The sequence below is a fragment of the Bradyrhizobium sp. JR4.3 genome (assembly GCF_040547695.1).
Lineage (GTDB): Bacteria > Pseudomonadota > Alphaproteobacteria > Rhizobiales > Xanthobacteraceae > Bradyrhizobium > Bradyrhizobium canariense.
Window position 1 is genome coordinate 97,961 of sequence record NZ_JBEPQF010000023.1, and the last position, 13,532, is coordinate 111,492.

Consider the following 13,532-nt stretch of genomic DNA (forward strand, 5'->3'; position numbering starts at 1 on the left):
GTGTCCCGCTGCGGGTTTGGGTTACGCCGCAGATCTAGTGTGAGGGACTGCAGTCCAGTTCCTTGATCCTGCCGGAGGCGTCAAACGCCAAAAGTGCGCTCATCACACCAGCACTGGTGATGTACGAGATAATGGTGCGGTCGTTGTGCGAGGGATTGAGATCATCCAACGTGCCTGCCGGATATTTTCGGAGGCGATCGACCCAATAGGCACGAAGTGCCTCGCGGCCGGTAATGGTTTGGACACCGGCGCAGCCGCAGTGCACAACGGCATCTTCGGCATAGAGCTCCAAGATCGCCTCGATATCGCCCGCGCGATAGGCATCAAGCCAGTCAACCGCAACGGCCATCGGGTCAAAGGACATATTTTTCACTCGCATGCCGTCCAAATCTGCTTCAGGCTCTGGAACTGCCGAGCCTTTTTTGATTTTAATATCCCACCCGGGCACGGCCATATGGCGAACGACATAGAGGACCGGGCCGAGGGCAAGATCGATGTTGGACGCGTCCGCCAGGCAGGGGATACTCAAGCCCATCCGGCTTGTGATCGTCGATCCACAGCCGATCGTTTTGCAGGGACTGAGGTCGGTTCTCGGGACGCAGCCGGACTTCGACGTTGCCGCATCGTCCAGCGATCGGACAAGCTGCCTCGAAGCAATTCGAAAGCTGACACCCGACGTCGCGCTTCTTGCCGACAAGGTGCCGGATCTGACGGTCCCCGAGATCCTCGCGATCGTGAAAGCTGAGAAGCTCTCTACGCGCCTGGTGTTCTTCACCGAGTCCGACACCGACCACGATCTGACGTCCGCCATCGCAGCCGGCGCCTGCAGCGCAATTTCCAAGTATGCCTCTCCCGCCACGATGCTGCGATCGCTGCGGCTGATGACGAAGAGCGGTGTGGCACTGGAGAAGTCCGATCTCTCGGCAGCCGGCAAGGAGGTGGACGGCGACGGCAAAGTCGAAAAGATGCTGGAGCTGTTGACGCAACGGGAACGTCAAATTGCACGGCTGGTGTCGGAAGGACTGTCGAACAAGGAGATCGCGCGCCAGCTCAACGTTTCCGACGGGACGGTCAAAGTCCACTTGTACAATATTTTCCAAAAGCTTGAGATCACCAACAGGACCGTGCTCGCGACCATCGCATTGCTGCAGCGCCCCTCCGGCCTGGCCGCGCTCTCCCTGGCGTTTCTGGCGTTGGCAATTGCGGACGAACTCAAGGCGTCCGAAGCGAACGACATCTTTCCGGATCAGAACGGCGTCGGCCATGCCGACGAGCACGCCGCGTACGAGCCCTGGAAAAAAGGCATTCTCCGGCACCTCATCGCCTGGGAATCCGGCGAGACGCCCACGCTCGCCCAGAGAGACTTGTTCGCCAAGGCCGCCCAAATCACCAACCCGGCGACGGCAATGGAAGCGCTGCGCGCGGCCGAGCAATCCGGGGGCGCGAAAGCGTGGACACACCACGGTCCAGCTGGATCGGGCGCGCCCGATCTTTCTGGGCTCTTGCCGCGAGCAGCAAACGACATACAGGTCGGAGTTGACCCGGCCCCGGAACATCAATTCCCGCGGCTTCTTTCCAATGCGATGTCGATGCAGGGCGGGTATGGCAACTTCGCTATTCTCGCCGGTGCGTTGATCTACGCACTGCAGGATCCCCATCTCGCCGCGCAGGCGCATGACCTCCGTGAAGCGTCGATCGACAGCATCCTGGCCGTTACTGAAGAGAGTGCGACCACAAAACTGGCCGCGATCACCCATGCTGCCGCCAATCATGACGACAATTCAGCCCCGGGTTTCCTGTCGCACGATGTCCGCCTGTCTTCCGCCGTTGCGACCGCTGGACACGACGACGTCGCGGAAGGCGCTCTGGGCCAAAAGGGCCCGGGCGATGCGAGTGACAACCTCCATAAACCCGTTGGCGCGGACCTTGGTCACGATGCCAGTATCGGCTTGGGCGGCAACGTTGAAAAAATTGTTTATCGCTCCCCGATCGATTCCGTGTCTAACGATTCCAAGTCGACCGCTTCCGACACCGTGTTCGATTTCGCATCTGGGTCGAGCAGGATCAATCTTGCGGCTTTCGGAGCGCTTGCTTGGCTGCATATGACGGCGGCAAGCAAGTCTATACCGCCACATACACTCGCCTGGGTCTACGACTCCGCAAGCAACGAAACGATCGTCTATGTGAATGCGACCGATCGTATCCTTGATATCGGCGATCGCGGCTTGCTGGAAATTCATCTGGAGGGAATTGTAGCCGTTGCGGAGGCGGATGTCGTCTCCGAGCCAGATGGCGCGGCTGTCGCGACCACTTTGGAGCAGCTCGAAGCCGCGCTGATACCGGCGACCGCACTCGATGAGGCTGTTTCGAGCAAGGACCATGTCCAGACCAGTATCGAAGGGGGCGAGAGCACGCTCGGGACGGCCGGAGCCTGGGCCCTTCTGGCCAATAACGGCTCGGGTTTCCATTTCGGGCAGACCCGGACCGGCTTGGGAACGCCGTCGAAGTTCGAAACCTCCACGGACCCGTCCGCGGATGCAACGGAAGAGAGCGATGGTGCGTCTGCCGCGTCGGCTCACGGATCATCCATCGAGCTTGCTCATAGTGCCACAGCGCCGGCAGTCGCAAATGTCACGTCGCACAGTGGCCCGACCGACACGGGCACCGGCGTTTCGTCGATTGCACCCAACGAGATCGGCCAACCGAGCGTCGTAACGGCCGACAACGCGGGGCACGGCAACTCGCAGCACGCTTCAGAGCTAGGGTCTGCAAAGGATGCAGCTACCGAATCGACTGAAGGTGGCTCCAAACCGGGCAAGGGCGACGACAATGGCGCCGAGCATCACGCATCGGCTTCGGAAGCTCCGGGAGGGGCAACGCAGAAGGCAGAACCAGCGGGCGCGGAACACGGCAAATCCGGGCACTCAACCGCTGCAAGCCCGCCGGACGGAGCAGAGATCGATCCGGGCGTCGCAACGGCCGCCGGCGCGGGCCACGACAACTCGCATCACGCATCGGAGCCAGGGTCTGCAAAGGCGGCAGCTACCGAATCAACTGAAGCTGGCTCCAAACAGGGCAATGATGGCGGCCATGGCGGCGATCATCATCACGCTTCGGCTTCCGACGCTGCGCAACCACCAGCGACGACGGCAGAACCAAGCGGCGCGGAACACGGAAAATCCGGGCACTCAGCCGCTGCAAGCCCGCCGGACGGAGCAGAGATCGATCCGGCCGCCGCAACGCCCGCCAGCGCGGGCCACGGCAACTCGCAACACGCTTCGGAGCCAGGATCTGCAAAGGCGGCAAGCACGGGATCGACAGAAGATGGGGGCAAACCGGGCAACGGCACCGGCGATGGCGTCGAGCATCACGCTTCGGCTTCTGAAGCCGCGCAAGCGCCAGCGACGACGGCTGAACCAGGCGGCGCGGAACACGGCAAATCCGGGCACTCAACCGCTGCAAGCCCGCCGGACGGAGCAAAGATCGATCCGGCCGCCGCAACGCCCGCCAGCGCGGGCCACGACAACTCGCAACACGCCTCGGAGCCAGGGTCTGCAAAGGCGGCAAGCACGGAATCGACGGAAGATGGAGGCAAACCGGGCAACGGCACCGGCGATGGCGCCGAGCATCACGCTTCGGCTTCGGATGCTGCGGGGACCATGAAGACGGCAGAACCAGCCACCGTGGACCACGGTAACTCGCAGCACGCTGCGCAATCTGCAGCAATCGCATCAGACGACGCACACCCGGCCAAGGCTGCGTTCGAAATCGGCGGCGCAGACCAAGGACCGGTGTTCCGGTTCGATAGCGGACCAACTCCTTCTCCTCTCGTGGCGATAGTTGAGGTTAAAGAGTTCAATGATCCGCTCGATGCGCACGTTCCGCCCAGTCAGGAAGAGAGCCTCGGGTTCAACGCCAAGCTCGTCCCTCATGCACTGAACGGACACGCGGACGATCACGGCAATAACGGCGCGCATCAAGCCATTGTCCCTGCGCATCATGATCTGCTGATTTGAACCGCTGCATCGTCATTGACCGAAAATGGCAACTGTCACCGCAGTACAGGTCTCAGGAACACGACGCCTTCGGCGGATCAGCCTCATTGAGCGGAATTGTTCAGGGTTGTAGCCGTGAGAGCAGACGTTGCCGATCCTGATCGCGACGTCGCTGCTCCATCCGCATCCGTTCGAGTTCGCCTTCCGCCTTGGCTGTGTCCTCGTTCTGGCGCTTCATTTCAATGATCAGCGCCTCCTGCTCTGCGAGCCGGCGTTCTCCTTCGACGACGTCGCGCTCGATCTGCCTCAGCTCATCGTATATCGCCGTCGTGTACATCGCGGTCCTCGCGCGGCCGTGCCGCGAAGCACGCCGCAGAGTAGCTTTCGCCTCTTCCAGAGCCTTATCCGGGCCGCGCGGTGCGGCCATGACCGCAGCGCGACGCGCATGACTTTTAACTCAGCCAGCTTCGTGAACGTTCCGGCTGATGCCATTTTTTCCCGGGCTTTGTCCGGTCGAACGAAGCGCCGCGTTGTAATCATTTTGGCGGAAGCGGCTCACCTAACACGCGACTGCCTGGAACGGATCTCGTCACGGCGAAAATGCGCTCAGCTCACGGCGGCGCTTTAGCCAAGTTGCAAACAAGTGGTCGGCACAATATCGTCGATCGTCCGCCCCCACGTCTTCCGCCCCCATGTCTGACGTCCAATCTCTTCGGGAGCCAACACTATGAATTTGGTCTCAGTGCCCGGCGGGATTCATCGCCCTCCGGGGAAGGTCGATATCCCGTCTGCCTGGCTGGGCGCTGAGATGAAAGCCAATCCTGATCGATGGTTGATATCGCTTGCGGCCGGCGAGATTGCGGAACTCGAGGGCGCGGCTGAAACATATCTTGGCAGAAACAAAAAAATCGCCGAGATCACGAAGGAAAGCTTTCCGCTTCCCCACTTCGGCAGGCATCTGGAAGAGCTTAAGACAACGCTCCTGGCTGGCCTTGGCTTCGAAGTCATACGCGGCCTCCCGGTGGCAAAATATAATCAGGAGTTTGCCGCTACGATCTTTTGCGGAGTGGGCGCGCACCTTGGATCGGCGCGGTCTCAGAATGCAGCGGGTCACATTCTCGGTCACGTCCGTGACACCGGCGCCGATGCAAGGGATCCCAACACCCGAATTTATCAAACGTCGGACCGGCAGACATTCCACACGGATTCGGCCGACGTGGTTGGATTGTTATGCATTCGCGAGGCGATGGAGGGAGGGGATTCTCTCCTCGTCAGTACGACGACAATCTACAACGAGATGTTTGACAGACGTCCCGACCTTGCCGCCCTCTTGTTTGATCCGATCGCGACGGACCGGCGAGGCGAGGTGCCGGAGAACGAAAAGCCATATCTTGAAATCCCGGTGCTGAATTGGCATGTGGGGTTCCTGACCGGGTTCTATCAGCGCCAGTATATCGATAGTGCCCAACGCTTTCCCGATGCGCCAAGACTGACGCCGGCTCACGTCGAGGCGCTCGATCTCTTTGACGCGCTCGCAAATGATCCCGCGCTGCATTTCGGCATGCGGCTTCAGCCGGGCGACATGCAGTTCGTTTACAATCATGCCTTGTTGCACGATCGGACCGAATTCCGCGATTGGCCCATTGCAGGCCAAAAGCGTCATTTGTTGCGCCTTTGGCTCAGCACGGAAGGCGACCGGCCGCTGCCCGATTGTTTCAAACAGCGCTATGGCTCGATTGAGATCGGCAACCGTGGTGGCATCATCACCAAGGGTACCAGTTTGAACGTTCCGTTGGATTGACGTTCGAAGCATCCAGCGATGTCCGCTCTTATGCCGATATTGGTAGAGGAGCGGACATCGTTGCTGCGAAGCCTGGCACTAGATCGAGGCAGGCCATCTCGAGGCCACGGTCCGGCGCCATTTTCCTTTGCGCAACCGCGGCAAATGTCGCGATGGGCCAAAAGCGGAAGAATTTAGTTGGACAAGGGTCCGCCTTCTTTGGCCGGCCTCGTCGCGCAGGAGGCCGCTCTATCCGAGTGCTATTCAAGCCCGCCAGAAGGACTTTTTGATTTCCAGAGCGATGTCAGACCAGGACAATCCGACATCATGTAAGTCGTGGTCAGTCCATTGCGCCAATTCGCGGCGCTGCCGAACCCGTTCGCGCCAAATTTGCAGTGTGACAAACGCGCGCTTCACTGCGTCAGAAAGCTGCGAACCGTCGGACCCCACGGTCTTCGACATCCGGGCACCATATGAGGTCGATCGGCCCCTCCCTTTCACCGTCAGTCCTTTGCTCGGCCAAGCCAGATCGCGACCGCACCGGCGAGCAACACAGCGGCCGAAATGAGCAGCGAGGTATGTGCGCCCGCAATGAACACGTTGTTGTCTCCGACCAGCGAGCCGAATAGGGCAACGCCAAGCACGCTGCCGGTCTGCCGCGTTGCGTTCAAAACGCCCGCGGCGATGCCGGATCGCGACTTCTCGACACTGCCGAGCAGCGTCGAGGTCAAGGACGGCACGAGCAAGCCGAGCCCGCCGCCGAGGATCACAAGCTGAGTGCCGATCGCCCCGTAGCTGGTGCCTGAGGCCATAGGCAGCAGCGCAACGCAGCCCGCGGCAGTAATCGCACAAGCCAGTGCAATGGTTTGCGGCGCGCCGAGGCGCTCGCTGACCGATGCGGCGACGAGGTTGGCGGGCAGCACCATGCCCATCATGGGAACGAAAGCGAGACCCGTTGCGAACGGCGACCAGCCATTGATTTTCTGGAAGTAGAGACTGAGCACGAAGATCAGGCCGTAGAAGGCGATGTTGAAGAGGAGCCCGACCAGAGCGGTCAGCGCAAACACGCGGTGGCGGAACAGCGAGAGTGGCAGCATCGGTTGTGGCGCGCACGCCTCGCGCCATACGAACAGGAGTCCGATCACGGCCGCTGCCACGAAGCCCATGATGACGAGCGGATGGCTCCAGCCGAGCACGCCGCCTTCGATCAGGGCGCCGGCCAGCGTGCCGAGGGTTGCAATCGCCGCGATCTGTCCCGGCAGATCGATCTCGCGCTGCGCGAGCCGCGGCGTCTCCTCGGCATAACGCCAGGCAAGCCAGAGGCCGGCGGCGCCAATCGGCAGGTTGACGAGAAAGATCGCTCGCCAGCCGACCAGCGCGATCAGCGCGCCGCCGACAAACGGCCCCGAAGTCAGTGCGACGCTCGCACCTGCGGCCCAGAAGCCGACCGCGCGGCCGCGCGCCCTCGGATCGGCATAGGCATGATTGAGCAGCGTGAGCGAGTTCGGCACCAGGATCGCTGCTGCCAGGCCCTGCACGGAGCGTGCGGCGATCAGGAATATCGCCGACGGCGCCAGCGCGCAGGCGAGCGAAGCCAACGTGAAGATCGCAAAGCCCGCGATGAATATCCGTTTGGCGCCGACGCGGTCACCGAGCGCGCCGGAGGTCAAAATGAAGGCCGCGAATGCGATGGTATAGGCGGTCACCACCCATTGCAGCTCGGCCACGCTACCGCCGAGCGAAGTGCCGATGCTGCTCAGCGCAGTATTGACGATGGTGATATCGAGCTGCACCACGCCAAGGCCGAGGCTCGTGGCAGCAAGTGCCAGCGCCGTCGCGAGAGGCGAGCGGGATGACGTGTTGTCGGCGTGGGCTAGTTCCGGCTGTCTTGTATTGAACGAAGTTGTTGGCATTGATCACACTCAGTTGCCTGCGAGAATTTGACGGCCCTGATCAGCCCACTTCGCGATGGTCATTCGATACCAACCGAATACTCGGAGCCGCGGGATGATCTTTCTCCTCGTCGCGGCATTTCTTCACCGGGCCTACTGGCGTCCGGGCAACCTATGTTTCGTGATCGATCCAGTCTCGCGGAAACACTACGGTCTTGACCGAAGTATCCGTGCTTGGCACTGCGTCCTTATCGGCATACGAGAAGGGCATGGACACGGGACCCAAAATCGCCCAAGTCGCAGCGGTCATCGGCGACCCGGCGCGGGCCAACATGCTGAGCGCGCTGATGGATGGCCGAACGTTGACCGCCTCGGAGCTCGCCTATGTGTCTGGCGTGGCGCCGCAGACAGCGAGTGGCCATCTTGCGAAACTCAGCGACGCGGGATTGCTCGCGCTCGCAAAGCGGGGCCGACGGCGATATTTCCGCCTGGCCTCTCCGCACGTCGCGCGCGTGCTAGAAGGTCTCATGGTCGTGGCGCAGGACGGCCCCGCCCGGCAGCGCAATCTCTGGCGCGGTGGAGAAACGCTCCGGCACGCGCGCACGTGCTATGACCACATGGCCGGCCGCATCGCCGTCGCAATCGCCGACCGGTTGGTCCAACAGTCGTTTATTCTGCTCGACGAGGATGGCGGGCAACTCACCGACGCCGGCCGGTCATTCTTCAATGAGTTGGGCGTCGATCTTGGCCTCGCCTCTAAGCGCCGGGTGTTCTGTCGCCCCTGTCTCGACTGGAGCGAGCGCCGGCCGCATCTGGCCGGGGCAGTCGGCGCCGCCATTCTTGATCACGCTCTCGAGCACGATTGGGTCGAGCACGTCAGGGATAGCCGAGCGCTCGTCGTAACCCCGGTTGGCGTTAGAGAACTCGCCACAAGGTTCGGCATTGAGGGCGTACCCCCGACGGACGGTCACGATGGGCGTGTTGGATCACTATCCGGAGGCCGGGTATCAGCTATAACGGTCGAGTCAGCGCCTCCCGGACGGAGGTAGTAGCGCGATTAGCCATTTTAGGCTGTGGTGACCGGAGCTAAGGCAGATGCGCTCCATTGTGGCCGTTCTGCGCCCTGCAGCGATGTCCGCTACCGCGCCATTGTTGGCGAAGAAGCGGACATCACGCGCGCCGGAGCTGTGCGCTACGATCAAACCTTGACGCGGCCTCAGCCGCGCCTACTCCTCGTCTTCGTCGTCCTCGTCTTCGTCTTCGTCGAGCTCTTCCAGTCGATCGAGGACCGCGAGCGGCAGCGTCTCGCGAAACAGATCGCCTTCCGCGCCCATCCAGAGACAGATCACGTCGTCGCCCTTCACGTCCGCGACGGTGAGCGGCTGCCCGCCGGATTTCAGCATGACGATATCGCCGGCTTTTAGTTCCATGGATGGTCCTTTCGGGTTGATTGACGGAGAAGCTAGCAAACCGGCATGACATGCCGATCACGGGCTACTCGGTCAGTGGATGTGTTGCGGTAGCGCGCATCCGCCGGCCGTGCTGCTGAAACGTCGATCAGAGAGCTTTAGGCCGGAGCGATCCCATCACGAGAGGCAATGGCGCCTGTTCGATGGATGGCGCAAGGGCTCTTCCGTCCCGTGCGTCGCGACCATGACACCATGCGCCTGTTTTGCCCGACGGAGCAACCGATTTCGTCGGATCCGCAGTTCGCGTTTTCCGCAAGTCGTTGATTTTGCTGCGGCCGTCTACTGTGCATGGGGTTGTTTTCGATGTTTTTGTTTACGCACCCTGATTGCAGTCAGCCCGGCACCAGTTCTGTCAGCGAGCGGATGATGCGGTCGGGCTTGACGATCGAGCCTTCGGGCAGGCCGTCGCCATGCACGTCGATCCAGATCGAGTAGATGCCGAGACGCTGCGGCGTCACGACTTCCCATTCCAGATTGTCGCCGATCATCCAGGTATCCCCAGCGGTGACGCCAAGCGCGTCCATCGCGTGCAGATAGGCACGCTCCTCGGGCTTGCCGAAGCCGTGTTCGCCCTCGATCTGGATGTGGTGAAAGCGATGCGCCAGCTCGAACCGCTCGACCTTGGCGCGCTGGGTGTCGGCGGCGCCGTTGGTCACCAGCGCGAGCTTGATGCCGAGCGCCTTCAATTTGTCGATCGCATCATGCGCGCCGGGGAAGACGAACATCTCCTCCTCGCGATAGGCGGTGAAACGGTCGGCGAGACGAATGGCGAGGTCGTCGGGCAGGGCGCGATGACCGGCGGCCGCGAGCGCGGCAAAACCGCCCTTGACGGTGAGATGCCGGGCCTCGGCGAGCTTCATCCGCCAGGAGGCGTCCGCATTGGCCCAGAAGTTTTTCGCGAACGCCAGGACGGTGCTTGCGACCAGTTGCGGCGGTAGCGGCGCGAGCTCCTCCGCGAACTCCGCTGTGATCGTGTTCCAGGCGATCTCGGGCCGCGCATAGGCCGACAGAATGGTGTCGTCCATGTCGATCAGCATGGCGCGCGGCAGCGGCCTCATTGCGGGCTTCATCGTCGTCATGGCCACTTCACCTCCGGCGGCAGCGACGACAGGATCGAATCCACATTGCCGCCGGTCTTGAGACCGAAGATGGTGCCGCGGTCGTAGAGCAGGTTGAACTCGACATAGCGGCCGCGCCGGATCAATTGCTCCTCGCGATCCTGCGCGGTCCAGCTCGTCGCGAAATTGCGCCGCACGATGTCGGGATAGATCTTCAGGAAGGCGCGGCCGACATCCTGGGTGAAGGCGAGGTCGGCGTCCCAGTCGCCGCTGTCGTGCCAGTCGTAGAAGATGCCGCCGATGCCGCGCGCCTCTTTCCGGTGCGGCAGGTGGAAATACTCGTCGCACCACTTCTTGTACTTGTCGTAATCGGCGACGCCGTTCGGCTGCGTGCAGGCCTGTTTCATTGCGGCGTGGAAGGCGACGCTGTCGGCATCGTCCTGCGTGCGCCGGCGGTCGAGCACCGGCGTGAGATCGGCACCGCCGCCGAACCAGGCTTTCGTGGTGACGACGAAGCGCGTGTTCATGTGCACCGCCGGCACATGCGGATTGCGCAGATGTGCGATCAGCGAGATGCCGGAGGCCCAGAATTTCGGGTCGTCCGCCGCACCGGGAATCTGCGCGCGAAACTCGGGCGCGAATTCGCCGTGCACGGTCGAGCAATGCACACCGACCTTCTCGAACAGGCGGCCTGACATCATCGACATCACGCCGCCGCCGCCGGCCGCGCCGGTATGATCGGTGCGCTGCCACGGCGTGCGTTTGAAGCGGCCGGGCTCGCCCGAATAGAGGCTTTGCGGGGCATCGTCCTCCAGCCGCTCGAAGCTCGCGCAGATGTCGTCGCGCAGGGCTTCGAACCAGGCGCGTGCGCGGGTCTTGCGGTCTTCGATCGTAGAAACGTCCATATGCAAATCCCAACGAACGGGCTCGTAGGGTGGGCAAAGGCGCACTTGCGCCGTGCCCACCATCTATCACCGTTTATCTTGAATGGTGGGCGCGCTACGCTTTGCCCACCCTACGAATTTCACCCTTGCGGACCGTAATAGGTGCAGCTCTCGTTGCAACTGTCGCGGTGGATGCTGACGCGGGTGAGCTTGCCGATAGGGGCCAGCCGCTCCCAGACGAAGCGCGAGAGGTTTTCCAGCGTCGGTGTGCCCAGCGCCTCGATCTTGTTGAGGTACTTATGGTCAAGCGTCATGCGCACATCCTCGATGGCGCGCTGGACCAGGCCGAGATCGACCACCATGCCGGTCGCAGGGTCCGGCGTGCCGCGCAACGTCACCTCGGCGCGGAATGAGTGGCCGTGGATCTCTTCGCTATCAGCGCCGAATGTCGTTCCCGACAATGAGTGCGCCGCCTCGAAGCGAAACGATTTCGTCAATTCCCACATCTGTTCGAAAACCAATCCTATCTGATACCGAGCGATTTATGCGTCTGCACGCTGAGCCGCCATTGCGGATGATTCAGGCAATAGTCGATTGCGCCTGCGGTGTTTTGGGCGACTTCGGGCCCGTCCATCGGCTGCAGCGAGAAGCGTTCGAAGGCGAGGCCCGCGAAGGCCTCCGGCATGGCGAGCGGCTGCGGATAGACCAGCTTCAGCTCGTGGCCGCGCCGGATCACCAGATCGCTGCCGCCCTTCGGGCTGACGCAGATCCAGTCAAGCCCCTCGGGCGGGGCGATCGTGCCGTTGGTCTCGACGCCGATCTCGAAGCCGCGGGCATGGAGCGCGTCGACCAGCGCCGTATCGACCTGGAGCAGCGGCTCGCCGCCGGTGAGCACCACGTAACGGTTGTCGGTGGAGGCCGTCCATTGCGCGGCGATGGTGTCTGCGAGGTCCGCGGCCGAGGCATAGCGCCCGCCGAGCGTGCCGTCGGTGCCGACGAAATCGGTGTCGCAGAATTTGCAGGTCGCCTCGCCGCGGTCCGCCTCGCGCCCGCTCCAGAGATTGCAGCCGGCAAAACGGCAAAATACGGACGCGCGCCCGGCATGGGCGCCTTCGCCTTGCAGTGTCAGGAAGATTTCCTTGACCGCGTAACTCAACCGTCTCTCCTCAACATATCAAACTTGCGGGTTCCGGAGCTGCCGCAGCGCTTCGCCTGCGGCCATCGCCGCGGTCATGGCGACATTGAGCGACCGCAGCCCCGGGGCGATCGGGATCACCAGCCGCGCGTCGGCGGCCTCGACCACCGCCTCGGTGACGCCGGCGCTCTCGCGCCCGAATAGCAGGATGTCCGCCGTCTGGTAACGGAAATCGCGGTAGTCGGTCGCCCCCTTGGTGGTGAACAGCAGCAGGCGGGCGCCCTGCGCCGCGCGCCATTGCTCGAATTTTGACCAGGAGTCATGCCTGACGATGCTGACCTGATCGAGGTAATCCATTCCCGCCCGGCGGAAATGCCGGTCGGAGACGGGGAAGCCCGCCGGTTCGATGATGTGGGCGGCCACGCCCAGACAGGCGCAGAGCCTGAGAATCGTGCCGGTGTTCTGGGGGATGTCGGGTTGGAAAAGCGCTATCTGCATGGGCTGTGCATGGGCTGTCTCGGTTCGGTGCGGGCCGGAAATGTCTCAATAAAACATCGCTGGCCGGGGAATTCGTGCATTGCACGCTCCCGCGCCGATAGCGGGCTTGCGCTCGCCCGGCAAGGGTGCCAATAGAACGATTCTGGACTGCTGTTTTCGCCTTGTTTTGGTGGGGGCACGTGAAGTTCTGCCGCCGCGGGGGGCCGCGGGCGCCGGCAGGCTGTTCTGGGGACCTTGGGGGCTCCCGGAGCGGTTCCGCCGGCTGCATAAGAAGAAAGGGTTGGAATCGTGACGACAGCGTCTTCGGCGGACCATCCGACACGCCGTGATTTCTTATTCGTTGCAACGGGGGCAGCTGCAGCAGTAGGGGGCGCAGCCGCGCTCTGGCCCTTCATTTCCCAAATGAATCCTGATGCGTCGACCATCGCCGCCGGTGCGCCGATCGAGGTCGATCTCAGCCCGGTCGCCGAGGGGCAGGACATCAAGGTGTTCTGGCGCGGCAAGCCGATCTATATCAGCCACCGCACCAAGAAGCAGATCGACGAGGCGCGCGCCGTCAACGTGGCGAGCCTGCCCGATCCGCAGTCCGACGAGGCCCGGGTCAAGTCCGGCCATGACCAGTGGCTGGTCGTGATCGGCATCTGCACCCATCTCGGCTGCATCCCGATCGCCCATGAAGGCAATTACGACGGGTTCTTCTGCCCCTGCCATGGTTCGCAGTACGATTCGTCCGGCCGCATCCGCCAGGGGCCCGCGCCCGCGAACCTGCCGGTGCCGCCGTACCAGTTCGTTTCCGACACCAAAATCCAGATCGGCTGAGC

The 13,532-nt window shown here is 62.5% G+C and carries 14 protein-coding genes; 4 read left to right on the top strand and 10 right to left on the bottom strand.

All coding sequences use genetic code 11. From position 1 onward, the window contains the following. Positions 1 to 34 precede the first annotated feature (34 nt). Positions 35 to 529 carry a nuclear transport factor 2 family protein gene (locus ABIB91_RS29505; protein ID WP_354253291.1) on the bottom strand — a complete coding sequence of 165 codons (495 nt, stop codon included), beginning with the start codon at positions 527 to 529 and terminating at the stop codon, positions 35 to 37. Between ABIB91_RS29505 and ABIB91_RS29510 the strand changes: the two genes are divergently transcribed. Next, positions 495 to 4,016 carry a LuxR C-terminal-related transcriptional regulator gene (locus ABIB91_RS29510; protein ID WP_354169710.1) on the top strand — a complete coding sequence of 1,174 codons (3,522 nt, stop codon included), beginning with the start codon at positions 495 to 497 and terminating at the stop codon, positions 4,014 to 4,016. The two genes, ABIB91_RS29505 and ABIB91_RS29510, sit on opposite strands and share 35 nt — an antisense overlap. A 100-nt stretch (positions 4,017 to 4,116) precedes the next feature. Here the strand turns inward: ABIB91_RS29510 and ABIB91_RS29515 are convergent, their stop codons facing one another. Then, positions 4,117 to 4,422, bottom strand: a complete 306-nt coding sequence (locus ABIB91_RS29515) for a hypothetical protein (RefSeq protein ID WP_354169712.1) — start codon at positions 4,420 to 4,422, stop codon at positions 4,117 to 4,119. A gap of 300 nt (positions 4,423 to 4,722) precedes the next feature. On the opposite strand from ABIB91_RS29515, the gene ABIB91_RS29520 reads away from it, so the two are divergent. After that, a complete protein-coding gene (locus ABIB91_RS29520; RefSeq protein ID WP_354169714.1) occupies positions 4,723 to 5,796 on the top strand; it encodes a TauD/TfdA family dioxygenase in 1,074 nt (357 codons plus the stop codon). A 243-nt stretch (positions 5,797 to 6,039) separates the two neighbouring features. Here the strand turns inward: ABIB91_RS29520 and ABIB91_RS29525 are convergent, their stop codons facing one another. Both ABIB91_RS29525 and ABIB91_RS29530 read right to left on the bottom strand, forming a co-directional pair. Further along, positions 6,040 to 6,237, bottom strand: a complete 198-nt coding sequence (locus ABIB91_RS29525) for a DUF1127 domain-containing protein (protein WP_354127387.1) — start codon at positions 6,235 to 6,237, stop codon at positions 6,040 to 6,042. Between the two features lie 41 nt (positions 6,238 to 6,278). Then, positions 6,279 to 7,688 carry an MFS transporter gene (locus ABIB91_RS29530; RefSeq protein ID WP_354169717.1) on the bottom strand — a complete coding sequence of 470 codons (1,410 nt, stop codon included), beginning with the start codon at positions 7,686 to 7,688 and terminating at the stop codon, positions 6,279 to 6,281. A 248-nt stretch (positions 7,689 to 7,936) separates the two neighbouring features. Between ABIB91_RS29530 and ABIB91_RS29535 the strand changes: the two genes are divergently transcribed. Continuing rightward, entirely contained in the window at positions 7,937 to 8,716 is a 780-nt protein-coding gene (locus ABIB91_RS29535) for an ArsR/SmtB family transcription factor (protein WP_354169719.1), read from the top strand. Positions 8,717 to 8,893: 177 nt separating this feature from the next. Here ABIB91_RS29535 and ABIB91_RS29540 read toward each other — a convergent pair whose 3' ends face one another. The 6 genes from ABIB91_RS29540 to ABIB91_RS29565 form a co-directional block, all read right to left on the bottom strand. After that, positions 8,894 to 9,097 carry a YodC family protein gene (locus ABIB91_RS29540; RefSeq protein WP_354169721.1) on the bottom strand — a complete coding sequence of 68 codons (204 nt, stop codon included), beginning with the start codon at positions 9,095 to 9,097 and terminating at the stop codon, positions 8,894 to 8,896. 371 nt (positions 9,098 to 9,468) lie between these two features. Beyond that, complete coding sequence (locus ABIB91_RS29545; RefSeq protein ID WP_354169723.1) at positions 9,469 to 10,215, bottom strand: HAD family hydrolase; 747 nt, start codon at positions 10,213 to 10,215, stop codon at positions 9,469 to 9,471. Then, positions 10,212 to 11,099, bottom strand: a complete 888-nt coding sequence (gene hemF / locus ABIB91_RS29550) for an oxygen-dependent coproporphyrinogen oxidase (RefSeq protein WP_354169725.1) — start codon at positions 11,097 to 11,099, stop codon at positions 10,212 to 10,214. Before hemF ends, ABIB91_RS29545 begins: the two co-directional genes overlap by 4 nt. Before the next feature lie 119 nt (positions 11,100 to 11,218). Then, a complete protein-coding gene (locus ABIB91_RS29555; RefSeq protein WP_354169752.1) occupies positions 11,219 to 11,584 on the bottom strand; it encodes a 6-pyruvoyl trahydropterin synthase family protein in 366 nt (121 codons plus the stop codon). Between the two features lie 17 nt (positions 11,585 to 11,601). Then, on the bottom strand, positions 11,602 to 12,234 hold the full coding sequence (gene queE, locus ABIB91_RS29560; RefSeq protein WP_354169727.1) for a 7-carboxy-7-deazaguanine synthase: 633 nt from the start codon (positions 12,232 to 12,234) through the stop codon (positions 11,602 to 11,604). An 18-nt stretch (positions 12,235 to 12,252) separates the two neighbouring features. Continuing rightward, positions 12,253 to 12,711 (bottom strand): tRNA (cytidine(34)-2'-O)-methyltransferase, encoded by a 459-nt coding sequence (locus ABIB91_RS29565; RefSeq protein WP_007595044.1) that lies wholly within the window; start codon positions 12,709 to 12,711, stop codon positions 12,253 to 12,255. Positions 12,712 to 12,999: 288 nt separating this feature from the next. Between ABIB91_RS29565 and petA the strand changes: the two genes are divergently transcribed. After that, complete coding sequence (gene petA, locus ABIB91_RS29570; RefSeq protein WP_007595042.1) at positions 13,000 to 13,530, top strand: ubiquinol-cytochrome c reductase iron-sulfur subunit; 531 nt, start codon at positions 13,000 to 13,002, stop codon at positions 13,528 to 13,530. Positions 13,531 to 13,532 lie beyond the last annotated feature (2 nt).